Origin of the sequence: Parasphingorhabdus sp. (assembly GCF_036964565.1) — a bacterium.
Classification (GTDB): Bacteria; Pseudomonadota; Alphaproteobacteria; order Sphingomonadales; family Sphingomonadaceae; genus Parasphingorhabdus.
In genome coordinates this window covers 266,258-287,761 of sequence record NZ_JBALTN010000005.1, presented here as the reverse complement: position 1 = coordinate 287,761, position 21,504 = coordinate 266,258, and the positions used below count along the sequence as shown (strand labels likewise).

The following is a 21,504-nucleotide window of genomic DNA, read 5'->3' as shown; positions in this document are numbered from 1 at the left end:
CTCAGCGCGCTCCGTCGGGCCACAGGATGACGCGAATGGTTTGCAGGATGATCAGCAGATCCAGAAAGGGTGTGTAGTTCTTGGCATAGTAAAGGTCATACTCAAGCTTGTGCCGCGAATCCTCGGTCGAGGCACCATAGGGATAGTTGATCTGCGCCCAGCCGGTGATGCCGGGCTTGACGATGTGGCGCTCGGCATAGAAAGGCATTTTCGTTTGCAGGTCGTCGACAAATTGCGGCCGTTCCGGACGCGGGCCGACAAAGCTCATTTCGCCTTTCAGCACACTCCAGGCCTGCGGCAGTTCGTCGATCCGGACCTTGCGGATGAAGCGGCCGATGCGGGTGATTCGAGGATCATTTTCCGACGCCCATATCGCCTGCCCCTCGACCTCGGCATCGGATCGCATCGAGCGCAGTTTCAGGATCGCGAACTTCTGGCCATACAGCCCGACCCGCTCTTGCTTGAAAAACGATCCACCGCGGCTTTCCAGCTTGATCAGCAACGCGAAGATCAGGATCACCGGTCCGGTCAGGACCAGCAATAGAAAGCTCAGGAATATGTCAAAGCCCCGCTTGAACAGGGTCGACAGGCGGCGTCCGGAGGAAAAGCCGTCGGAAAAGATGAACCAGCTCGGGTTCACGCTGTCGAGATCGACGCGCCCGGTTTCCCGTTCCAGAAAGCTCGACAGATCGTTGACATGAACCCCGGTCGTCTTGATCGTCAGCAGGTCTGCCACCGGCAGCGAATTCCGCCGTTCCTCGAGCGCCAGCACCACCTCGCTGACGGCAAGATCGATCACGTGCTGCGGCAGATTGACGATATCCTGACGGCGGACCGCGCCGTCGATCAGGCTCGGGCCCTCGTTCATGTCGACATAGCCGGCAATGATGAACCCGCTTTCGTTGCGACGCTCCAGCGCGGCAATCCTTCCGGCGCGCGGCCCGGCGCCCAGCACCAGCAGCCGCCGCTTGAAAATATCGCTGTCTAGCACCGTCCCCAGCAGCATCCGGATGACCATCAGGAAGAGGATCGCCAGAAGCATCGCATAGAGCGAATTGGAACGCCAGAGCGTGATCCCCGGGAAGGCGAAGGAGAGCAGCGACAGGAAAATTACCCCGAGAGAAATCGCCACGAGAATGCGGGCGGCGGCAAAGCGCAGGGACTGCAGGGCTTCAGTACCGTAAATCCCGACCGCGATCAGGGCCAGCTGCAGGGCAAAGGCAAAGCTGATGATCGGTGCCGGCCGGCCTGCAATCGACCCGACATCCATCCCGATCTGAAAGGCTCGCAATATCCAGCCTATTTCCGCAGCCATCAGCAGCAACACGAAATCGATCAGGCCGAGAAAAATGACCGGATAGGCAATATAATGCTTGAACAATCGGATCATCTTGCGCGCCATCTTTCCTTGGACATCGACGTGCATAGGGAAAATTGGTTAGCTGTCGGTAAACTTTACAGGACAATTCGCCCTGATCCGTCAAATTGCGTGAATCCTGTTCAATTTCCCGACAATATTGGCGGGCGTAAAACGGCTAGCATCCGTGGCATTCCTAGTCGTTGACGAAATCAAAGGGGGTCAGCCCCCGTTCCCTTTCGTCGAATTTGAGCGCCCGGCTGCGCGGCGGAGCGGAACGCTGGGAACATTGGGTCCTGGTACAGGCGGGGCAACCGAGACCTATGGGATCAGCGTGCTCGATGTTGAGATTTTTCCCCCGCGCATAATATAGCTGCGATGCGACATCGGCAGAGACGCCGAGCCCGATTGCAAAGGCAGGCGTATAGCCCCCTGCACCCGAGCCGATGCCCTGCACCGCGCGGGACAGGGTGAACCAGGTCGAGCCGTCCTCCAGCGCCACCAGCTGGGACCGGATTTCCGCCGGCTGTTCGAACACCCGGTGGATATCCCAGAGCGGGCAGCGATGGGCGCTTTCCACCAGCGGCGCGTTGCTCGCCCCGGCATAGCGTTTCGAGATCATGCCGGACCGGTCGATCCGGACCATGAAAAAGGGCAATCCGCGGGACCCCACGCGCTGCAAGGTCGTAAGGCGATGCGCAATCTGCTCGAACCCGGCACCAAAACGGCGCTGCAACAGCTGTATCCGGTAGCCGCTCTGCTCGCACGCCTTCAGGAACCGGTCGTAGGGCATCATCAGCGCGGCGGCAAAATAGCTCGACAGATGGCGACGGAACAATTTGTCGGAAGCGCGATCGGCGAAATTCCCGCCCGCGGCCAGCGCGTCAATTTCTGCCTTGGCCTCGATCTGGCCCAGCAGCAATGCCGCCTGGAACGTTCGGGAGGCCGGATCGAGCATTTCCGAGAGCTGCAACTGCCGCGCATGCAGGTCGAGACGGCGCAATTTGTCCGACAGCACCGTCTCAGGCAGGATCCGGATGGTCAGCTGATGCTTGACCCGCAGCCGTTCGGCAATGGCGCCGTAAAGGTCGCCAGCGCCGAGACGCAGTTCATCCGCCAGCTGCTCGGCCATCGCGTCGAGATCGGCAAAATGATTGCGCCATCGCTCGATTTCCCGGCGCACGGCCTGGATCGGATCCGGTGCGGTGTCGGTGCCGTCCCGGTTCCCCGCCGCTCGATTGTCAAAAAGACGTACAAAGGCCTCGGCGCTGTTCGGCGAGGCGATCAGCCATTCCTCCAGCTCGGCGCGGTCGATCGACAGGTCCTCGAACAGGGGATCCGCGAGCCGCTGGCGGATCGCATCGATACCGCCGCCGGGAACCGCAGCGATCAGTTGCCGCGGATCAAAGTCGAACCGTTCGGCCAGCAACACCAGCAAGCGGGCGCTCAACGGGCGCTGGTTGCGCTCGATCAGGTTGAGATAGCTGGGGGATATGTCCAGAGCGTCGGCAAGCGAGACCTGGGTCATGGCGGCACTGCGCCGCAACCTCTTGATCGCGGCACCGGCAAAAAGTTTCTGGCTTGTCATCGGGCTTCTATGTAAATTAGTTTACAACATTTCAAGCGAATTGATGATTGTTACAAATTTCCGTTCCGGGCGAACATGCCGTGGATATGGCGGGGTAAATGTTTCTTAACCGCATCCTTCTAATGTCGATAGGAAATCTAAGAAAAATTGGTGTCTCCCTATGCTCAAAGAATCCATCCTGTTTGTCGCCGGCACCGGTCTTATGGTCTATTTTCTCGCGCCGACGGCCACACCGCCCGAAGAGAAACCGGTCAGCGAAGCGGTGCAGCAGCCATTGCCGACGGTGCAGGAAAGTCCGGATGACGCCTGGGGCTACGACGAGGAAGAGAGCGGCGCAGACAGTTTCACCTTCGGCGACCCGATGGTCGAACTCAACGGCGCAGAGCCGAAGCCGAACCGTCCGGAACCGGCCCAGCGGAGCGAGCCGGAGCCCACCCCCTCCGGATCCACCAAGGCAGGAAGCATCTACAATCCAATCACCAAGGCGCCAAAAGACCGCCCGGATCCCGAACCCTTCTAGTCCAGATCGCGCGCCATATCGCGGCGGCATTCTTCGCTGATGATCGCGGCATGACCGTAATTGGGGTGATCGATCTGGACCATCACCTGCCCTTCCATGCTCTTCCAGATACGGGCCTGTTCCCCGGTTAGCGGAAAATGGACAAATTGCACGGCGCTGGCCTTGCCATCGGCACGGGTGCGGTCGATATCCTGCTCCGGTTCCGCGGTCACCTTCTCGCCACCTATCACCAGATGGATATGCCGGTCGACGCCGCCAAGGGTCTTCAGGAAGGCGGTGCGCCGTTCTTCCTCGTCGATCTCGAACATCAACGTGCCGGTAAATTCCGATCCGTTCGGGACCATCGGGTTATAGGCCGCCAGCTCGTCCGTGAGCTGTGCATCGCCCCCCTTTTCTATGCGGAGCATTTCCTGGATCTGCAGCCACATGCTTTCCCAGCTTTCGAACTGGATCGTCGCATAGGGACCGATGGCGATACGGCGGAACTTCTTGCGCAGGATCGACTCCTGCCGCTTGTCCTTGCGGATCGACTCGTAATCCTGCAGGGAGATAATGTCTTCCCGGGTTATTTCATGTGTATCGCGGGGCATAGGTGATCCTTCAATTCTGGGTTGTACTGCACAAACGACAAGGGCAGAATTTGCCGAGCGCTCAGAGTCCGTAAGCCTTGGCGAGCAGCTCGATCGGGTGCCCGATCCGCTCCGGCACTTTTTGCTGACCGCCGCTTTCCATGATCTGCCTGAGATGCGGCCCGGCAAGCGGGCACTCGCTGACCATATAGTCCGGATCGCCCTTGGCAACGGCCCGCGCCGCCGGCCGGCCGACCTTGACCGCCTTGTCGAAATTCTTCTTGAAGATACCCCATTTGCCTCCGTGACCGGAGCAGCGTTCCGCGATCGTCGGGGTCGCCTCGGGAATCAGCTTCAGCATCTCCATCGCCTTCGGCCCCATATTCTGGGCGCGGCTGTGGCAGGCAAAATGAATGCCGATACTGGCCTGCATCGGCGCGATCTCGACGAGACCCTTGTCCCTGGCGATCTCCACGACATATTCGCTGAGGTCGCGGGTCGCCCTCGCCAGCTTCTGCACCGCCTCATTTTCCGGCAGGATCAGTGGCCATTCGAATTTCATCATCAACGCACAGCTCGGGGTGAGCGCGACAATGTCGTAACCTTCGTCGATGATCGGTTCGAAGAAGGCCGCCACCTGTTCGGCGGATCCGGCAACGGCTGGCAAATCGCCATTTTCCAGTTTCGGCATGCCGCAGCAGCCGGGATAGTCCACGCGGGTCTGGACACCATTATGGGCCAGCACTTCCAGCGCGGCCTTGCCGGCAGTTTGGTCATTGAAATTGCCGTAACAGGTCGCGTAGATCGCCGCCTTGCGGCCGAATGCCGGAGCGTCCGGGTTGGCGACGGGACCGTGGCCGACATGCTTGTGGGTCAGCGGCACATCCTCGAATTCCGGCAGGTGCGCGCGTTTGTCGATCCCCGCCACGCTCTGCATCAGACCGCGAGTCAGGCCGTTTTTCGGGTTGGTGGCCCAGTTGGCCAGGCCGGCGACGGTGCCGGCAACCACCGCGTTGCGGTCAATCTCGGCGAGCTGCTTGTCGACCGCGCCGGTCTGGCCCTTGCGGTTCTCGACCGCGCGGTAGCGCAGCATCAGGTGCGGAAAGTCGAGGTCAAATTCATGCGGTGGGACATAGGGGCATTTGACCATGAAACACATGTCGCACAGCGTGCAGGCATCGACGACATTCTTGATATCGCCCGCGGTCAGATCCTCGACTTCCTCGTTGGGACTCTCGTCGATCAGGTCGAACAGCTGCGGGAAACTGTCGCACAGGTTGAAGCAGCGGCGGCAACCGTGGCAGATGTCGAAAACGCGGCGCAATTCCTGATCGAGCGCCGGTTCGTCATAATAGGATTCCTCCCGCCATGCGATAGGATGCCGGGTCGGCGCGCCGAGGCTGCCTTCTGTCATGATATTGCCCTTTCGCCCAAGGGACGGGGTTTGCGGATAATGGGATGGTGCCGCCTCCGGGTGGAGGCGGCACCATTGTCGGGATCAGTGGATCAGGCGTCCATCGATTCGAGCGTTTTCTGGAATTTGCCAGCGTGGCTCTTTTCCGCCTTCGCCAGCGTCTCGAACCAGTCGGCGATTTCGTCAAAGCCTTCTTCGCGGGCCGACTTCGCCATGCCGGGATACATATCGGTATATTCGTGCGTTTCACCCGCGATCGCCGATTTCAGGTTGTCGGAGGTCGCGCCGATTGGCTCGCCGGTTGCCGGATCGCCGACTTCTTCGAGAAATTCGAGATGGCCATGCGCGTGACCGGTTTCGCCTTCGGCGGTGGAGCGGAATACGGCGGCAACATCGTTATAGCCTTCGATGTCAGCCTTCTGCGCGAAATAGAGATAACGACGGTTGGCCTGGCTTTCCCCGGCAAAGGCGTCTTTCAAATTCTGTTCGGTTTTGCTTCCAGCAAGTCCCATATTCTTCTCCATTATGGCGTGGTTAATTCCGATACCGATTCCGAGAATCGGCCTGGCGATTGGGTAGGCCAGCAGGCGATCGCACTCCATCGAATTTTTTGATCGGCGTTGATCGGTAAATTCGATCAATAATTTGCGACTTATTCGCAATAGCGATTACTTCTCCGGACAGCGCTGCAGCTCGTAGACGTCCGGTGCAATGGTGAGATCGAAGCGATCGCGACCCAGAACCGCAACCGGACCGTCCATCCGGAAGCGCCCGCCGGCTTCCCCGGTTTCCTCGTCGATCGCCAGATCCTCGAGCCGCAGCACCAGCTTGCCCTCGGCCCATTCCCAGGTCCCGGCCAGATCCTGCGAGACGAAATTGCCTCCGGGGATCATCGTCCAGCTCGTGGGAGCGGCGCAATTCTCTCCGATCAGCGCCCAGCGCCCCGCGAAATAGGACGCGTCGGGCCCGTCACCCGCGGCGGCGGCCGGACCGGATGACGCCAACAGCGCCAGCAGAAGACCCGACCCGCCCATCTATTTTTTCAGGATATGGAGGGTGGCAGCGGTCAGCGCTTCGGCGCCGGTGGCGATGACCTTGTCGGCTTCCGGTGCCCAGGACGAGCTGTGCAGTGATGGCAGTTTCGTGCCCTCCTTCTGTGCGGCCTGATATTCCGCCATCGGCACGCCGCCGACCCAGAAGATCATGCTCTTGATGGTCTCGTCTGCGCGGCGATAGCGGCTGAAATCCTCGCCGCCCATCACCGGTTTGGACTGTACCACGCGGTCCTTGCCGAAACGGCTTTCGAACAGCTTGGCCAATTCCACGGAAAATTCCGGAGTGTTGTACGTGGCGGGCGTGAATTCGGTCTCGCGCAAGGTCACCTCCGGCATCCGGTCCTCCGGCATGCCAGCGGCAATCGCCTCGCCGCGGGCGATCCGCTTGATCCCGTCGAGCAGCTTGGCGCGGGTATCGTCGCCATAGCTGCGCACGGTCAGCAGCAGCAGCGCCTCGTCGGAAATGATATTGTGCTTGGAGCCGGCCTGGAAGCTGCCAACGGTGACGACCGCCGGATCCTGCGGATCGATCTCCCGGCTGACCAGCGTCTGCAGCGCGCCGACGATGCGGCTGGCCAACACGACCGGGTCCTTGGTGGTGTGCGGATAGGCGCCATGGCCGCCAACGCCCATCACCCGGATATCGACGCTGTCGACATTGGCCAGCGCATAGCCCGGGGCGTAACCGATATAGCCTGCCGGCGCGCCGGCCGCATCGTGGAAGGCGAGCGCATAATCGGGCTTCGGGAACCGGGTGTAGAGGCCGTCCTCTATCATGGCCAGCGCGCCCTCGCCCGTCTCTTCCGCCGGCTGCAGGATCATCACCAGTGTGCCCGCCCACTCGTCCTTGCGCGCGACCAGCTGCCGGGCGGTCGCGACCCATCCGGTCATGTGCGTGTCATGACCGCAGGCGTGCATGACATAGGTGTCATTGCCCTGGCGGGTCTTTGCCGTCACCTTGGAGGCGAATGGCAGCCCGGTTTTCTCCTCCAGCGGCAGGCCGTCCATGTCGGCGCGCAGCATGACCGTCGGGCCCTCGCCATTTTTCATCACCGCCACAACGCCAGTGCCGCCTACCTTCTCGGTGACATCGAATCCGAGCCGCCGGGCTTCGGCAGCAAGTTTTGCGGCGGTGCGCACTTCCTCGCCGCTCAGTTCAGGGTTGCTGTGCAGATCGCGGTATATTTCCATCAGCGACGGCATGTCAGCCTGGATCGCCTTGTTCAGTTCGTCGGCCTGTGCCGGTGAAAGGGCCAGCATCGAGGCCGCCATGCTCAGGCCGAGTTTTGAAATTTTCCGCATCATCATCATCCCCTGTGTCGCTATGCCACCCTGCCTAATCGGATCGACGCCGATTGTCAGGTCAAAATTGCTTGGGCCGGTCGGCGACGGGTTCGCCATTGCGCCAACACTTCCGGCCTATTGCGCGGTCCAGCCGCCGTCGATCGAGATATTGGCGCCGGTGATCGACCGCGCCTCGTCCTTGCAGAGAAACACCGCAAGTGCGGCGATCTGGTCGATCTGGACAAATTCCTTGGTCGGCTGCGGTGCCAGCAGCACATCGTTGATCACCTGGTCGCGGGTCAGCCCGCGCACCTCCATGGTATTGGGAATCTGGCCCTCGACCAGCGGCGTCCAGGTATAGCCGGGCGAGATCGTGTTGACCGTGATGCCCTGCTGCGCAACCTCCAGCGCGACCGTCTTGCCAAAGCCGTCAATGGCGTGTTTTGCGGCGTTATAGGCGGATTTGAAAGGGCTCGCGACCTTGCTGTGCATCGATCCGGTGTTGATGATCCGGCCCCAGCCCTTGCCTTTCATCCCCGGCAGGACCGCCTTGGTGGTATGGAAGGCGCTGTTCATGATGATATCCATAACCGCGTTCCACTTGTCCTCGGGAAATTCGTCGACCGGCGAGACAAACTGGATCCCGGCGTTGTTGATCAGGATATCGACGGTGCCCAGCTGCTCTGCACAATCGGCGCACATTTGCCGGATCTCTTCCGGCTTGGTCATGTCGGCATTGCTGTAGGCAGCCCCCGCTCCGCTCAGCGATTCCAGCTCCTGCCGGAGCGTTTCGATCTCCCCGGCATCACCGAATCCGTTGATCATCACCGCCGCGCCTTCCGCGGCCAGCGCCTTTGCGTAACCGCCACCGATACCCGATGTGCTGCCCGTAATCAGCGCCGTTTTGCCCTTTAGAAACATGTATATTCTCCTTTGCGGCGACCTTAAAAGCGTCGCCGCGGACTGCAATGCTTTTTGCAAAAGAAACCGGTGGCGCTTGCGCTTTTCCGAAATTCGGGCGAATTGCGAGTCAACGAGGAGAAAATGCATGCGCCTGGACGATCTGGATCCCAGCAAGAATGTTCGCGATCAGGGCCGCGGTGGCGGCGGCGGTTTCGGCGGCGGAGGTGGCGGCGGCCTGGGAATGTTGCTCGGTTTCCTGCCAATGCTGCTCGGGCGGAAACTGGGCTGTGGCACGATCCTGCTGATCGGCGGTGCCGCGCTGGCCTTCTTCTATTTTGGCGGCGGCGGCCTGCAACTGGCGGACAATACGGGCGGCGGCGGGTTTCAGGCCGACAAGTCTTCCGCCAATGTCGCCTGTGATACCGAGGCAGAGCTGTTTGCCTGTCAGGTACTCGCCTCGACCGAGCAGACCTGGGGCAAATTGTTCGAGCAGCGGGGCCAGCGCTACCGCCCGACCACCCTCACCTTCTATGACCACACCGGCCAGTCGGGCTGCGGCGCGGCGCAGGCGGCAATGGGGCCATTTTATTGCCCGGCCGACCAGGGTGTCTATCTCGATACCAGCTTCTTCCGTGAAATGTCGACCCGGCTTGGCGCTGAGGGCGATTTCGCGCAGGCCTATGTGATCGCGCACGAGGTCGGCCACCACATCCAGAATCTGACCGGCGTTGCCGACCAGGTACGCAATGCCCAGCGCACCGCTAGCAAGGCCGAAGGCAATGGCTTGCAGGTTCGGATGGAATTGCAGGCGGATTGCTATGCCGGCGTCTGGGCCGCGCAAAATGCCGACCGCATGGAGCCGGGCGATGTCGAGGAAGGGCTGACGGCGGCCCACGCCATCGGCGATGACACGCTGATGCGCGGGGCGGGGCAGCGCCCGGTTGAAAGCATGTTCACCCATGGTACGTCCGAACAGCGCAAGGCCTGGCTTCGCAAAGGGCTGGAGACCGGCGATCCGGGCGCCTGCGATACGTTTGCTCGCGGCGCGGTCTAGGACGACGGGCCCCGGCGCACGCCGGAGCCCGCCTCGGTTCAGGCCCGGGAGCGGGCCAGGCTGCTCGACCAGTCGAGCCGCCGGGTCACAAACATGACCCCGGCGAGAGCGGCAAAGATCAGCAGCGATCCGATCAGCAGCGAATAGGCTTCCAGGCTGAGCAATATGTAGATCGCGCCATAGAGCGAAGCGAGCAGCCCGCCGATGATCGCGGCCCTGCGCCAGCTGGACAATATCGAGGCCGAATAGGCGGTGATCAGGCCAATGGTCGCCAGCGACGCCAGGACATAGGCCCAGGCAAAGCCGATGATCTCGGCGAAGGCCAGCAGCAGAACGAAGAACAGGACAAGCGCCGCCCCCACCAGAATATAGTGGACCGACGATATCCTGACCCCGCCGATCAGATCGAACAGCAGGAAGGCGACGAAAGTGAAGCCGATGATCAGAAAGCCATATTTCGCTGCCCGATCGACCTGGCCATAAAGGTCCACCGGCTGGATCAGATCAACGGTCGCGCTCGCGCCGGTCCCATTGGCATAATCCGGCTGAAAGGAGGCCATGTCCTGCGCGCGGATCGGCTGTACTTGCTGGCCCGCCTCCGTGGCGATCAGCGCCGTCCCCAGGGCGAGATTGGTGATGACATATTTCGCCTTGAACCCGTCAGCGTCGACGGTTCGGCTTTCCGGCAGAAAGCTCCCGGCAAAGCTCGGGTGCGGCCATTTGGAACGGACGGTCCATTCGGTCTGACCGGCATGGGGCGCGATGGTCAGGCTCTGGTTGCCCCGGAAGCGGACGTCGAACTGCGCTTCCAGCGCGCCACTGGCCAGCGCGCTGCCATCGACAAAGGCAAAGAAGCCGCTGTTACCGGTCTCGCCCAGCCCCTTGCCGGGCTGCAATTCGAGCGCCTGGCCATTGACGGTGACCTTGTTGTCACCGGCGAGGCCGCGGGCATCGGAGAGGCCGAAGCGCAGTTCCGCGCGCGCAAAGTCAATCTGGTCGAGCGTAACTCCGTAACGATCCAGGTCATCGGGCAGCCGGAAGACAGCCGAACCGGCCATCGCCGTGTCATAGACGATGACTTCATAAATCGCCCGCTTCTTCGTTTCGGTAGCCATCTGGCTGTCGAGCGTCACGCGTTCGGGCGCCACATATAGTTCGCGCGTGACCATGCTGGTGCGCGTGACGGTCTTGCCATTTTCCTCGACCGATTCGGTGATCCGGGCGCGGTAGGGCAAGACGATCTTCGGGCCGGCAAAAACCTGCTTGCCGCCCCAGCCGGATACGATCGACTGTTGCGCGGTTTCGCTCTGGCTTTGCCGGTCGTAGTTCAGCAACCAGACGGTAAACAGCGGAATGGTAATGAGAAACCCCATCAGCAGCACCATCAGGAATTTGGCACCCGGCGATCGTTCCGGCTTGTCCGGCCGTTCCGGCCCTGCTTCCTTTTCCAACATATTGTCTCCCTTTCCTCTCGCAACAATGGTTGCTTGCGAGACCCGTGCGTTCGTCTAAACTCGTAGTCACATCATTTCATTGCATGCGACAGAACGAGGCGTACACGCGTCCAAACGAAAGGCCGTTATGAATATTTCGGATTGCCACAATGTGAACGACTTTCGCGCGCTGGCGAAAAAGCGCCTGCCCTTTCCGATTTTCGACTATATCGACGGGGCGGCAGACGATGAAGTGACCCGGCGGCGGAATACCGAGGCCTACGAGCGTTGCGACCTTGTGCCCAATGTCCTGACCGGCGTCGAGACGATCGACATGAGCACGACGGTGATGGGGCAGACGCTGGCGATGCCGCTGTTCCTGTCCCCAACCGCGCTCCAGCGCCTGTTCCACTGGCAGGGCGAGCGCGCCGTCGCCCGGGCCGCCGAGAAATTCGGCACCTATTTCGGCATCTCTTCCCTCGGCACGGTGAGCATCGAGGAGATTGGCTCGAGCATCAGCACGCCGAAAATGTTCCAGCTCTACGTCCACAAGGACAAGGATCTCAACCGGTCGATGATCGAACGGTGCAAGGCGGCAAAGTTCGACGCCCTGACCCTGACCGTCGACACGATCGTCGGCGGCAACCGCGAGCGCTGCCTGCGCTCCGGCTTTACCAGCCCGCCGCGGATCACCCCGACGAGCTTCTGGAGCTATGCGGCGAAGCCGGCATGGGGGCTGAACTACATGTTCCGCGAACCGTTCGAACTCTCCAACCTCAAGGAGCATGTGTCCGAAGGCACCAGCGTCCCGAAATCCGTGGCCGACTATTTTACCAATAAGCTCGACCAGTCGCTGGACTGGAAAATGGCCGAGGACATCGCCCGGGACTGGGACGGTGAATTCTGCCTCAAGGGGATCATGTCGGTGGCGGACGCCATGCGCGCGGTCGATATCGGAGCAACCGCGATCATGGTCTCCAACCACGGTGGCCGGCAGCTCGATGGCGGCCGCGCGCCCTTCGACCAGCTTGCCGAGATCTGCGACGCAGTCGGCGACAGGCTGGACGTGATCTGCGATGGCGGCATCACCCGCGGCAGCCACGTGCTGAAAGCGCTCAGCGTCGGCGCCAAGGCCTGTTCGGGGGGACGTCTCTATCTCTATGCGCTCGCCGCAGCCGGACAGGCCGGCGTGGAACGGATCCTGTCCCTGCTGCAAAAGGAAATCGAACGTGATATGAAACTAATGGGCGTCACAGCGGTTGATCAATTGAACCGCGACAATCTACGCTTTCGATAGCGCGCGCGTTCAGGGGATTAGAAATATGAAAATGTTGCACGCAGGCGGACTGTTGCTGTTCGCCGCCATGAGCGGAACCGGCGCGCTTGCCCAATCGGGCGCAAAAGAGGACTCCACCCTGGAATCCGCAGGCAACCGGGTGACCGAGCCGTTTGACGGCAAGGAAGTGCCCGACAAGCTGAAGGAAATCCAGGAGGATCCCTATTCGCTGGCCGGCCTGCGCAGATGCGCCGCCATCATCGCCGAGGTGGAGCAGCTGAACGAGGTTCTCGGTCCGGATGTCAACGAAGTGGTCGACAAGAGCCTCGCCAAGAAGCGGGAGCAGACCGCCGCACGCGTCGCCGGCAGTGCGATCGGCTCGATCATTCCCTTTGGCGGCATCATCGGTGAGGTGACCGGTGCCAATGCCGAGCGGCGGCGCTACAACGAAGCCATCTACGCGGGCACCGTCCGCCGCGGCTTCCTCAAGGGCGTCGGTCTTCAAAAGGGATGCCGCGCACCCGCACGGCCATAAGGCGCATTTTCAACCTTGGGGGCAACAAGGAAGAAATATCATGGGTTCGGCGAAGCTTGTCGCCCTATCTGGCATGATCTGGCTGGCCGCAGGCGCGGAGCTTCGGGCTGCGACACCGGATGCCGATCAGCCGATGGTCGACCATATGGAAAACGCGGTGACCCAGCCGGCCCGGGACGTCAATCTGAAGCAGGACGAGATTCCCGCACGCCTGCTGGAAATCCAGAAAGCCCCCTATGACCTGGCCGGCATCGAAGGATGCCGCGCCATCACCACCGAAATCGCCAGCCTTCGCCCGATTCTCGGTCCGGACGTCAACGAGACCGTCCGGGTGTCCCGCGCGGAGAAGCGCGAACGCAGCGTCAGCCGCGTGGCGAGCGGGATTATCGGCGGACTGATCCCGTTCCGCGGCATCGTCCGCGAAGTCAGCGGCGCCAACGCGGCCGAGCTGCGCTACCAGCAGGCCATGGCCGCCGGATTTGCCCGGAGGAGCTTCCTCAAGGGGATGGCGCACAGCAGCGGATGCAAGACCGAAACCGCAGAACTTGCGGCCCCGACAAGCCTGCTGCCGCAGCCGGTTGTGCAGTCGCGGCCACAGGATTGATCGGATTACCAATATTTGGTATATCTGCGTTCATGAGCAAAAACACTTCGATTTCGCTGAGCGACCATCACCTTGAATTTATCCACAAGCAGGTAAAATCCGGTCGCTACGGGTCCACCAGCGAAGTGATCCGGGATGCTTTGCGAATGCATGAAGAACGTACCGAGTTCAGGTCAAAGCTGATCGAGTCTATTGATCGAGGACTGGCCAGTCCTGTTGATACAGCATTTGATATTGACCGCTGGTTTGACGATGAGTTTGGCGAAGCGTGCGAAGACTGATATTTCGCTCCGCTGCGTCAGCCGAGATGCGCCGCATTGCAGGATCAACGAAAGCCCAATGGGGCAAACACCAGGCGAGACACTACACCGAGCAGTTGCGCGAACAAATCAAATCCTTGCGCGAATTCCCGAACCGGTTCCCGGAGGTTGAAGAACATCCCGGTCTGCACCAGATGCGATGCGACCAGCATTTGATATTTTATCGTGTCTCGGACGACGAGATAGAGATCGTCCAGATATTACGCGTAGCCCGCGATATCGATAATCGACTGGAATAATCTCTCACTTCAGCCGAATCACAATCAATAAACCCGCTTCTTCGGCTCCACATAGGTCGCTTCGTCGGTCAGCGTGTAGTCATGGACCGGGCGATAGCTGATTTCGCTCTTGCCGCCCTTGCCGCCCCAGCCTTCGAAGGTGATGACCGTGTGCTTCATCCATTCCGCATCGTCGCGATCCGGATAGTCTTCCTGCATGTGCGCACCGCGGCTTTCCTTGCGGTTGGCGGCCGCCTTGATCGTGACCATCGCCTGGCTCATCAGATTGTCGAGCTCGAGCGTCTCGATCAGGTCGGTGTTCCAGATCAGCGAACGGTCGGTGACGCCGATATCGGCAAGCTTGGCATTGACCTTGTCCATCGCCGCGACGCCTTCGGCCAGCAACGTGTTGTCGCGGAACACGGCGGCGTGCGCCTGCATCGTCTTCTGCATTTCGACGCGCAGCTGTGCGGTCGGGATCGGGCCCTTGGCGTTGCGGAAATGGTCGAGCCGCTGCAGCGCCAAGTCGGCGGAATCGGCGGGCAGCGGCTTGTGCGGCGCGTTCGGCACCAGCTTTTCCTTGAGCCGCAGGCCGGTTGCACGGCCGAAGACCACGAGATCGATCAGCGAGTTGGAACCGAGCCGGTTGGCACCGTGCACCGAAACGCAGGCCGCTTCGCCGACCGAATAGAGGCCGGGGACAATCGCGTCCGGATCATCCTTGGTCGGGTTGATCACCTCGCCGTGATAATTGCAGGGGATGCCGCCCATATTGTAATGGACCGTCGGCACCACCGGCAGCGCCTCGCGGGTCAGGTCGACGCCGGCGAAAATCTTGCCGGTCTCGGTGATGCCCGGCAGCCGTTCGGCCAGCACTTCCGGCGCGATATGGTCGAGATGGAGATAGATATGGTCCTTCTCCGGTCCGACGCCGCGGCCCTCGCGGATTTCGGTGGCCATGCAGCGCGACACGACGTCGCGGCTGGCCAGATCCTTGGCGCTCGGCGCATAGCGTTCCATGAACCGCTCGCCTTCGCTGTTGGTCAGATAGCCGCCCTCGCCGCGGGCACCCTCGGTGATCAGCACGCCGGCACCGTAGATGCCGGTCGGGTGGAACTGGACAAATTCCATGTCCTGCAACGGCAGGCCGGCGCGCAGCACCATGCCGCCGCCGTCGCCGGTGCAGGTATGGGCCGAGGTCGCGCTGAAATAGCAGCGCCCGGAACCGCCGGTCGCCAGTACCACCGCGTGGCTGCGGAAGCGGTGGATCGATCCGTCCTCGAGGCACAAAGCGATCACGCCGCGGCACTCGCCATTCTCCATGATCAGGTCGATGGCGAAATATTCGATGAAGAAGTCCGCGTCATATTTCAGGCTCTGCTGGTAGAGCGCATGCAGCATCGCGTGGCCGGTGCGGTCGGCAGCGGCGCAGGTGCGCTGGACCGGAGGCCCCTCGCCCATATTCTGCATGTGGCCGCCGAACGGACGCTGGTAGATGGTACCGTCTTCGTTCCGCGAGAAAGGCACGCCGGCATGTTCCAGCTCATAGACCGCCTGCGGCGCTTCGCGCACCAGATATTCGATCGCGTCCTGGTCGCCGAGCCAGTCGGAGCCCTTGACCGTGTCATACATGTGCCACTGCCAGTGGTCGGGCGTATTGTTGCCGAGCGAGGCAGCGATACCGCCCTGCGCCGCAACCGTGTGCGAACGGGTCGGGAAGACCTTGGTGATGCAGGCCGTTTTCAGGCCCGATTCTGCCGCGCCCATGGTCGCACGCAGACCGGAACCGCCGGCGCCGACGACGACGGTGTCGTAGCTGTGGTCAATGATCTTGTAGGCAGGCTGGGTGGATTGTTCGGTGTTCATGCTACCACTCCGGTAAAGGCTATTTTCGCGACCGAGAAAATTCCCAGCGACGCGCCGCCAAGGGCGAAAAAGTTGAGCAGGATGATCAGGCCGAATTTCATGCCGTGATCCGGGACATAATCCTCGATCAGCACCTGCAGTCCAAGGCGCAGATGCCAGAATATGCTGACCAGCATCAGCATCATCGGCACCGCCACCAGCGGCGAGGCCAGCCATTCGACGATCAGTTCATGGCCGAAATTCGGCAGCCGGACGAGCGAGATCACCAGCCACAGGACGAGCAGCAGATTGCTGACCGCGGTAACCCGCTGGACGATCCAGTGATGCGCGCCTTCCTGTGCCGATCCAAGGCCGCGGACGCGGCCGATGTTGGTTCCTGAACCCATGGTCTGATTCCTGTCCTGTCAGATATTCTTGAAAGCGATATAGAGCCACATCGCCGCGGTGGTAAGGATCGCCGCCAGCGGCACCGCGGTCGCCCACAGCTTGTTGGTGTTGAGCTCGTAGCCGGCGCCGGCATCCATCACGAAATGGCGCAGGCCCGAATACATATGCTCGAAAAAGGCAAAGCTCATGCCGACCAGCACGATATAGCCGAGATAGAGAAAGTCGAACCAGCTCTGGAAATAGGCGTAGCTTTCCGGCCCCGCCGCAATCGCGTAAAGCCACCAGACCAGCAGCGGCACGCCGACCAGCGCCATGCCGTCGCCGGTCGCCCGGTGCAGGATGGACACCAGCATATGCGGCCCCCATTTATACACCTGCAGATGCGGTGAAAGCGGTCTGTTCGATGGTGAACCTGATGCGCCGGCCATGGTCTTCCCCTGAGCAATCCCCCCGGCCCGTGCCGGAGTCTTTGAAATCGAACCATTCCCTTAGCGAAAAGCGCGTATCATGCAAACCAGATGCGCTGGATTTGGATAATTTATTAGGGGCAGGCCGCATCATCCCCGTCCACTGCACAAAATCCGCATCTCTCATGGACGCGCGCGCCTCGGCGTTCTAGTCAGCGGGACATGAGCAAGGCAAAAACACATATTCTCGTCACCGGCGCCAGCCGCGGCATCGGCAAGGCGATCATCGAATCACTGGATCAGGACCATTTGAAGGTCGTCGGCCAGAGCACTGCGGGCGACGATGACCTGATCGCTGCGGATTTCACCCGGGACGGCGCGGCACCGGAGCTGTGGGACCAGGCGCTCGACCGGCTCGACGGCCGCATCGACGTGCTGGTCAACAACGCCGGCCTCTTCCAGCCCAACCCGATCACCGCCGACGACTGGCTGGACAGCTGGAACCGTACGATGACCATCAACCTGACCGCATCGGCCGAACTGTGCCGTCTGGCGGTGCTCCATTTCCGGCAGCGCGGCGAAAGCGGCCGGATCGTCAATATCGCCAGCCGCGCCGCCTATCGCGGCGACGGCCCCGAACACTGGCATTATGCGGCGTCCAAGGGCGGCATGGTGGCGATGACCAAGACCATCGCCAGGGCTTATGCAAGCGAAGATATCCTCGCCTTCGCCATCTGCCCCGGCTTCACCATGACCGGCATGGCCGAGGATTATCTGGCCAGCCGCGGTGGCGACAAGCTGCTCGCCGACATTCCGCTCGGCCGGGTGGCACAGCCCGAGGAAATCGCATCGATGGCCCGCTATTGCGCGCTCGATGCACCGGCCAGCATGACCGGCGCGGTACTCGACGCCAATGGCGCCAGCTTCGTGCGATGATCGCCCGCGAACTGCTGGACACCGCACCGATTCCCGGCGGCGGCGAGCTGCGACTGTTCCGCCGCGAACTGAAGGGCGCGGACGAATTTTCGATCATGCTCGGCCGCATCGAATTGATGAACAGCCGGCTCAGCGGATCGGAAGAGGCACTCGCCACCCTCACCTGCGCGGGCCTTGGCGTCAAGAATCCGCGCCTGCTGATCGGCGGCTACGGGATGGGATTCACCTTGCGCGCCGCCTTGTCGGTGCTGCCGCCACAAGCGAATGCGGAAGTGGTGGAACTGATCCCGGCCATCGTCAAATGGGCACGCGGGCCGATGGCAGCGCTATCGCAGAAATGCCTGGACGACAGCCGGGTGACCATGACCACCGGCGACGTCTGCGATGTCATCGGCAAGGCGGACCGCGACTATGACGCGATCCTGCTCGACGTCGACAATGGTCCCGACGGGCTGACCCACGAAGCCAATGACCGGCTTTATAGCATGGCCGGTCTGGCGGCGGCGAAGAAGGCGCTGCGCAGCAACGGCATACTGGCGGTCTGGTCGAGCGAGGGGGATGCGCGATTCACCGCGCGGCTGCACAAATCGGGCTTTGCCGTCGAAGAAAAATCGGTCCCCGCCCGCAGCAACGGCAAGGGCGCGAAACACACGATCTGGCTGGCCAGGAGAGACTAGCGTCGGCTTGGCTCCCTAGAAACGGATATCCAGCACCACGAAACTGACCAGTCCTGCCAGCGCCAGGATCAGGCTACTGGCAACCAGCGAAAGCGATGCAGATCGACCGCTTTTCCAGCCGGCGGTGACGATCACCACCCCGGTCTTGAAGATCATATTGGCCAATACCGTCATCGCCAGCACGAACCCGGCGACATGAACGGAAATCGTCCCCCCCGTCAGCGTTCCAAGCGTGATGATCGCGGCATCGACATCGAACGATCCCATGATCAAGACCAGATAGGCGATCCCGCTGCTGCCATATTTCGCCTCGGCCCAATGAGCGGCCATCGACATCACGGCAACCGTCGCGGCAAAGAAAAAGGCGGGCAGCAGGCGAATTGGGTTGCGCGTCTCGACTTGTGCGTCCGCCTTCGTCGCACCGCGCTTGCGCAGCATCAGCAAACCGGAGATCGCGGCAGCGACCACTGCCGGGAGCAGGATCAAGGCGAGCGTAACGAAGGCGAAATTCGCCAGGACGAATGTCAGCAGCAGCACCCGGACATACATCACCGACGAAGCCAGTGCGATTCCTGCCGACAGGGTACGCCGGTTGGCCGCTTCGCTGCGCAGGCTCTGGGCAAGCGATGCGGTAACCGCGGTGGAACTGTAGGCGCCGCCGATCACGGCCGTCACGATCGTGCCGTGAGCGGCACCGAAAATCCGGTTGGCGACATAGCCGGCGAAGGACAGACCGGTCACCAGCACGACGACCAGCCACAATTGCTGCGGGTTCAGCGCATCATAAGGGCCATAGGCCTGATCCGGCAGAAACGGCAATACTGCCAGGACGATGATCGCAAAGCGGATCGCCGCCTTGATGTCCGTGGAACCCAGCTTGCGCAGAAATCCGTGCAATCGGTCGCGCGTCGACAACAGCGCAGCCACGATAGCCGCGCCGGCCATCGCCACCGCCGGATGGCCGCTGCCGGCCAGAAGACCCAGGCACAATGTCGACAGCGCGACCACATAATTGGTGATGCTCCGTCCGTCCGGCAGATGGATCGTCCTCGCATAGCTGACCGATAACATCGTCACCATCGCGGCCAGCAGGATTGCCGCCAGCACCATGTTGAGGCTCTGTGCAATCAACGCCACCAGACCGCCCATTCCGGCGATCAAGCCGAAGGTGCGAATCCCGGCGACACGGCTCCCGCGCCGCTCGCCGCGCATAGCCCAGCCGCGCTCGAGGCCGATCAGCAGCCCCGCCGCCAGCGCAATGGCGAGATCGCGATAAATCAGCCACTCGCCCGACAGGTTCATCGGCAGGACCGGCAGGGGCTGCGCTGGCGCAATCGGGGATCCGGCATGATCATCCGATGCTCATCAGGTCGGCGAGCGGTGCATCCTATACGCAAATATCCTGATGCCGCCGCATCACTGCCGTGCTTCGGCGCTCGAATCGCGGATTTTCTTGAATTCGGAACCCGCCTTCCATTCCGGCCATTGGTCGGAATAGGCGAAGCTGTTGCCGATATCGAACATCACGTTGATATCCTGTAGCGCGCCATCCAGGTTCCACTCTGGTGACCAGGCATCACAGGCGGCATGATAGCAATTGCCGGTATAGTCATCGATCCATTTCTGGCCCGCTTGCCGGCCACCCTCGACCAGGTCGGACGCGCCCGCCAGGCTCATCATCAGCAGCACCGGCACCCCTTGCTTGGCCAGCGAGAAATGATCGGCCCGGAAAAACAGCCCCCGCTCGGGCAGATTTTCCTTGGTCACCCGGCCCTGCAACTGGGCGAACCGGGCAAGATCGTCTTCCAGCGTCCCCTGCCCCTTGCCGACGAGGATCACGTCTTTCGCCTTCCCGGCGGTCTGCAGGACATCAATCGCCAGATTGGCGACCGTCTTCTCCACCGGATAGATCGGATTTTGCGCATAAAATTCCGAACCCAGCAGGCCGCGTTCCTCGGCCGTCCAGGCGGCGATCACGATCGTGCGGTCGGGCTGCGGCTGCGATTTGAACTTGCGGGCGATCTCCATGATCCCGGCGATACCAAGCGCATCGTCATTGGCTCCGGCGCGATAGATCCGGCCTTCGTCGTCCGGCGGACCCTCACCATAGGCGTCCCAGTGCGCGCCATAGATGATCGTTTCGTCGGGCCGCGATTTGCCGCTGATCTTGCCAAACACATTCTGGCTTTGCACCACTTCCTGTTCGACCGGATAATCGGCCGAGAAACTTGCTGCAAGCGCGACCGGCCGGAATTCCCGGGTCCGCGCCGCGGCGCGAAGGTCGGCAAGGTCCAGCCCGGCACCGGCAAAGAGTTTCCCCGCCGTTTCCCCGCTGATCCAGCCTTGCAGCGCCAGGCTGGTGACCTGGTCCGCTGGCTTGACGATGCCGTAATTTTCGCCCTGCGGGCTTTCCACGACGCTCCAGCCATAGCCCGCCGCTTCGGTTTCGTGGATGATCAGCGCCGCGACCGCACCGCGCCGCGATGCTTCCTCGAACTTGTAGGTCCAGCGTCCGTAATAGGTCATCGCCCGACCGCCGAATCTGTCCGCCACGGCTTCGTCCTTGGCGGCAGCGAAATCGGGATCATTGACCAGAAAGACCGCGACCTTGCCCTTGAGATCGACATCCTTGAAGTCGTCCCAATCGCGCTCCGGCGCGGTCACGCCATAGCCGACGAACACCATCTCCGCACCGTCGACCACCGCCTGGTCATTGGGCTGCAGGGTCGAAACATAGATATCCTTGCCGGCGTTCAGGGCCATGCTTTTGCCATCGACCGAAAAAGCCAGCGTCTCCGGCTTGCCAAGATGCGTGTGCAGCAGCGGAACCTGCTGCGTCCAGCTGCCGTCCACCCCGCCGGGTTCCAGCCCCAGCGCCTCGAACCGCCCGATCAGATAGCCGATCGTCCGGTCTTCTCCGGCGGTGCCCGGGGCCCGTCCCTCGAACTGGTCGAGGGTCATGGTTTTCACCGTCCGGGTGATTTCATCGGCGCTGATCGCGACCGTCTGGTCGGCGGATTGCGCGTAGGCGGGCGAGACGGACAACAAGACGGTGGCGGACAACAAGCGGAGGGGGCGACCTGAAAACAACATAAAACTCC

At 61.7% G+C, this 21,504-nt stretch carries 23 protein-coding genes; 9 read left to right on the top strand and 14 right to left on the bottom strand.

Annotation, left to right across the window (positions count from 1 at the left end; translation table 11 throughout):
* Window position 1 precedes the first annotated feature (1 nt).
* The gene (locus V7650_RS09120; protein WP_335655919.1) at window positions 2-1,390 is read right to left on the bottom strand and encodes a TIGR03013 family XrtA/PEP-CTERM system glycosyltransferase; all 1,389 of its coding nucleotides are present in this window, start codon (window positions 1,388-1,390) and stop codon (window positions 2-4) included.
* Between the two features lie 163 nt (window positions 1,391-1,553).
* Entirely contained in the window at window positions 1,554-2,945 is a 1,392-nt protein-coding gene (locus tag V7650_RS09115; protein ID WP_335655918.1) for a helix-turn-helix domain-containing protein, read from the bottom strand.
* Window positions 2,946-3,105: 160 nt separating this feature from the next.
* Between V7650_RS09115 and V7650_RS09110 the strand changes: the two genes are divergently transcribed.
* The gene (locus V7650_RS09110) at window positions 3,106-3,465 is read left to right on the top strand and encodes a hypothetical protein (protein ID WP_335655917.1); all 360 of its coding nucleotides are present in this window, start codon (window positions 3,106-3,108) and stop codon (window positions 3,463-3,465) included.
* Here V7650_RS09110 and V7650_RS09105 read toward each other — a convergent pair.
* The 6 genes from V7650_RS09105 to V7650_RS09080 form a co-directional block, all read right to left on the bottom strand.
* Window positions 3,462-4,055 carry a DUF3501 family protein gene (locus tag V7650_RS09105; protein WP_335655916.1) on the bottom strand — a complete coding sequence of 198 codons (594 nt, stop codon included), beginning with the start codon at window positions 4,053-4,055 and terminating at the stop codon, window positions 3,462-3,464. The genes V7650_RS09110 and V7650_RS09105 overlap by 4 nt on opposite strands.
* Window positions 4,056-4,116: 61 nt before the next feature.
* Window positions 4,117-5,448 carry a (Fe-S)-binding protein gene (locus V7650_RS09100; protein WP_335655915.1) on the bottom strand — a complete coding sequence of 444 codons (1,332 nt, stop codon included), beginning with the start codon at window positions 5,446-5,448 and terminating at the stop codon, window positions 4,117-4,119.
* 92 nt (window positions 5,449-5,540) lie between these two features.
* Window positions 5,541-5,960 (bottom strand): rubrerythrin family protein, encoded by a 420-nt coding sequence (locus tag V7650_RS09095; protein WP_335655914.1) that lies wholly within the window; start codon window positions 5,958-5,960, stop codon window positions 5,541-5,543.
* A gap of 156 nt (window positions 5,961-6,116) precedes the next feature.
* Window positions 6,117-6,482 carry a hypothetical protein gene (locus tag V7650_RS09090; RefSeq protein WP_335655913.1) on the bottom strand — a complete coding sequence of 122 codons (366 nt, stop codon included), beginning with the start codon at window positions 6,480-6,482 and terminating at the stop codon, window positions 6,117-6,119.
* Entirely contained in the window at window positions 6,483-7,775 is a 1,293-nt protein-coding gene (locus V7650_RS09085; protein WP_442955280.1) for an amidohydrolase, read from the bottom strand. It lies immediately after the preceding gene.
* 147 nt (window positions 7,776-7,922) lie between these two features.
* Window positions 7,923-8,708, bottom strand: coding sequence for a 3-hydroxybutyrate dehydrogenase (locus tag V7650_RS09080; RefSeq protein WP_335655912.1), 786 nt, complete (start codon window positions 8,706-8,708; stop codon window positions 7,923-7,925).
* A 127-nt stretch (window positions 8,709-8,835) separates the two neighbouring features.
* Here V7650_RS09080 and ypfJ point away from each other — a divergent pair, with 127 nt between their 5' ends.
* Window positions 8,836-9,744 (top strand): KPN_02809 family neutral zinc metallopeptidase, encoded by a 909-nt coding sequence (ypfJ, locus tag V7650_RS09075; RefSeq protein WP_335655911.1) that lies wholly within the window; start codon window positions 8,836-8,838, stop codon window positions 9,742-9,744.
* Window positions 9,745-9,782: 38 nt separating this feature from the next.
* On the opposite strand, the gene creD is transcribed toward ypfJ, so the two are convergent.
* Window positions 9,783-11,198, bottom strand: a complete 1,416-nt coding sequence (creD, locus tag V7650_RS09070; RefSeq protein WP_335655910.1) for a cell envelope integrity protein CreD — start codon at window positions 11,196-11,198, stop codon at window positions 9,783-9,785.
* A 127-nt stretch (window positions 11,199-11,325) separates the two neighbouring features.
* On the opposite strand from creD, the gene V7650_RS09065 reads away from it, so the two are divergent.
* The 5 genes from V7650_RS09065 to V7650_RS09045 are packed head-to-tail and all read left to right on the top strand — an operon-like array spanning window position 11,326 to window position 14,151.
* Complete coding sequence (locus V7650_RS09065; protein ID WP_335655909.1) at window positions 11,326-12,474, top strand: alpha-hydroxy acid oxidase; 1,149 nt, start codon at window positions 11,326-11,328, stop codon at window positions 12,472-12,474.
* Window positions 12,475-12,499: 25 nt separating this feature from the next.
* On the top strand, window positions 12,500-12,988 hold the full coding sequence (locus tag V7650_RS09060; RefSeq protein ID WP_335655908.1) for a hypothetical protein: 489 nt from the start codon (window positions 12,500-12,502) through the stop codon (window positions 12,986-12,988).
* 40 nt (window positions 12,989-13,028) lie between these two features.
* Window positions 13,029-13,592, top strand: coding sequence for a hypothetical protein (locus V7650_RS09055; RefSeq protein ID WP_335655907.1), 564 nt, complete (start codon window positions 13,029-13,031; stop codon window positions 13,590-13,592).
* 32 nt (window positions 13,593-13,624) lie between these two features.
* The gene (locus V7650_RS09050) at window positions 13,625-13,873 is read left to right on the top strand and encodes a type II toxin-antitoxin system ParD family antitoxin (RefSeq protein WP_335655906.1); all 249 of its coding nucleotides are present in this window, start codon (window positions 13,625-13,627) and stop codon (window positions 13,871-13,873) included.
* A 26-nt stretch (window positions 13,874-13,899) separates the two neighbouring features.
* A complete protein-coding gene (locus V7650_RS09045; RefSeq protein WP_335655905.1) occupies window positions 13,900-14,151 on the top strand; it encodes a type II toxin-antitoxin system RelE/ParE family toxin in 252 nt (83 codons plus the stop codon).
* Window positions 14,152-14,175: 24 nt separating this feature from the next.
* On the opposite strand, the gene sdhA is transcribed toward V7650_RS09045, so the two are convergent.
* The 3 genes from sdhA to sdhC are packed head-to-tail and all read right to left on the bottom strand — an operon-like array spanning window position 14,176 to window position 16,811.
* Complete coding sequence (gene sdhA / locus V7650_RS09040) at window positions 14,176-15,996, bottom strand: succinate dehydrogenase flavoprotein subunit (protein ID WP_335655904.1); 1,821 nt, start codon at window positions 15,994-15,996, stop codon at window positions 14,176-14,178.
* Window positions 15,993-16,382: a succinate dehydrogenase, hydrophobic membrane anchor protein gene (sdhD, locus tag V7650_RS09035; RefSeq protein WP_335655903.1), complete on the bottom strand. Its 390-nt coding sequence runs from the start codon at window positions 16,380-16,382 to the stop codon at window positions 15,993-15,995. Before sdhD ends, sdhA begins: the two co-directional genes overlap by 4 nt.
* 18 nt (window positions 16,383-16,400) lie before the next feature.
* Window positions 16,401-16,811, bottom strand: a complete 411-nt coding sequence (sdhC, locus tag V7650_RS09030) for a succinate dehydrogenase, cytochrome b556 subunit (protein ID WP_335655902.1) — start codon at window positions 16,809-16,811, stop codon at window positions 16,401-16,403.
* 201 nt (window positions 16,812-17,012) lie between these two features.
* On the opposite strand from sdhC, the gene V7650_RS09025 reads away from it, so the two are divergent.
* Together V7650_RS09025 and V7650_RS09020 are read left to right on the top strand one after the other, a co-directional pair.
* A complete protein-coding gene (locus V7650_RS09025; RefSeq protein ID WP_335655901.1) occupies window positions 17,013-17,726 on the top strand; it encodes an SDR family NAD(P)-dependent oxidoreductase in 714 nt (237 codons plus the stop codon).
* The gene (locus tag V7650_RS09020) at window positions 17,723-18,403 is read left to right on the top strand and encodes a spermidine synthase (protein WP_335655900.1); all 681 of its coding nucleotides are present in this window, start codon (window positions 17,723-17,725) and stop codon (window positions 18,401-18,403) included. Before V7650_RS09025 ends, V7650_RS09020 begins: the two co-directional genes overlap by 4 nt.
* A 15-nt stretch (window positions 18,404-18,418) precedes the next feature.
* On the opposite strand, the gene V7650_RS09015 is transcribed toward V7650_RS09020, so the two are convergent.
* Both V7650_RS09015 and V7650_RS09010 read right to left on the bottom strand, forming a co-directional pair.
* Entirely contained in the window at window positions 18,419-19,705 is a 1,287-nt protein-coding gene (locus V7650_RS09015; protein WP_335655899.1) for an MgtC/SapB family protein, read from the bottom strand.
* A gap of 114 nt (window positions 19,706-19,819) precedes the next feature.
* Entirely contained in the window at window positions 19,820-21,496 is a 1,677-nt protein-coding gene (locus tag V7650_RS09010) for a M20/M25/M40 family metallo-hydrolase (protein ID WP_335655898.1), read from the bottom strand.
* Between the last annotated feature and the right edge of the window lie 8 nt (window positions 21,497-21,504).

Coding starts and splice junctions, on each gene's coding strand:
- V7650_RS09120 (WP_335655919.1), bottom strand. CDS start 1,390: ATGATCCGATTGTTCAAGCATTATATTGCCTATCCGGTCATTTTTCTC.
- V7650_RS09015 (WP_335655899.1), bottom strand. CDS start 19,705: ATGAACCTGTCGGGCGAGTGGCTGATTTATCGCGATCTCGCCATTGCG.
- V7650_RS09095 (WP_335655914.1), bottom strand. CDS start 5,960: ATGGGACTTGCTGGAAGCAAAACCGAACAGAATTTGAAAGACGCCTTT.
- V7650_RS09080 (WP_335655912.1), bottom strand. CDS start 8,708: ATGTTTCTAAAGGGCAAAACGGCGCTGATTACGGGCAGCACATCGGGT.
- V7650_RS09065 (WP_335655909.1), top strand. CDS start 11,326: ATGAATATTTCGGATTGCCACAATGTGAACGACTTTCGCGCGCTGGCG.
- creD (WP_335655910.1), bottom strand. CDS start 11,198: ATGTTGGAAAAGGAAGCAGGGCCGGAACGGCCGGACAAGCCGGAACGA.
- sdhC (WP_335655902.1), bottom strand. CDS start 16,811: ATGGCCGGCGCATCAGGTTCACCATCGAACAGACCGCTTTCACCGCAT.
- V7650_RS09110 (WP_335655917.1), top strand. CDS start 3,106: ATGCTCAAAGAATCCATCCTGTTTGTCGCCGGCACCGGTCTTATGGTC.
- V7650_RS09010 (WP_335655898.1), bottom strand. CDS start 21,496: ATGTTGTTTTCAGGTCGCCCCCTCCGCTTGTTGTCCGCCACCGTCTTG.
- V7650_RS09115 (WP_335655918.1), bottom strand. CDS start 2,945: ATGACAAGCCAGAAACTTTTTGCCGGTGCCGCGATCAAGAGGTTGCGG.
- V7650_RS09050 (WP_335655906.1), top strand. CDS start 13,625: ATGAGCAAAAACACTTCGATTTCGCTGAGCGACCATCACCTTGAATTT.
- V7650_RS09085 (WP_442955280.1), bottom strand. CDS start 7,775: ATGGCGGCCTCGATGCTGGCCCTTTCACCGGCACAGGCCGACGAACTG.
- ypfJ (WP_335655911.1), top strand. CDS start 8,836: ATGCGCCTGGACGATCTGGATCCCAGCAAGAATGTTCGCGATCAGGGC.
- V7650_RS09020 (WP_335655900.1), top strand. CDS start 17,723: ATGATCGCCCGCGAACTGCTGGACACCGCACCGATTCCCGGCGGCGGC.
- V7650_RS09055 (WP_335655907.1), top strand. CDS start 13,029: ATGGGTTCGGCGAAGCTTGTCGCCCTATCTGGCATGATCTGGCTGGCC.
- sdhA (WP_335655904.1), bottom strand. CDS start 15,996: ATGAACACCGAACAATCCACCCAGCCTGCCTACAAGATCATTGACCAC.
- V7650_RS09100 (WP_335655915.1), bottom strand. CDS start 5,448: ATGACAGAAGGCAGCCTCGGCGCGCCGACCCGGCATCCTATCGCATGG.
- V7650_RS09060 (WP_335655908.1), top strand. CDS start 12,500: ATGAAAATGTTGCACGCAGGCGGACTGTTGCTGTTCGCCGCCATGAGC.
- V7650_RS09025 (WP_335655901.1), top strand. CDS start 17,013: ATGAGCAAGGCAAAAACACATATTCTCGTCACCGGCGCCAGCCGCGGC.
- sdhD (WP_335655903.1), bottom strand. CDS start 16,382: ATGGGTTCAGGAACCAACATCGGCCGCGTCCGCGGCCTTGGATCGGCA.
- V7650_RS09090 (WP_335655913.1), bottom strand. CDS start 6,482: ATGGGCGGGTCGGGTCTTCTGCTGGCGCTGTTGGCGTCATCCGGTCCG.
- V7650_RS09045 (WP_335655905.1), top strand. CDS start 13,900: ATGCGCCGCATTGCAGGATCAACGAAAGCCCAATGGGGCAAACACCAG.
- V7650_RS09105 (WP_335655916.1), bottom strand. CDS start 4,055: ATGCCCCGCGATACACATGAAATAACCCGGGAAGACATTATCTCCCTG.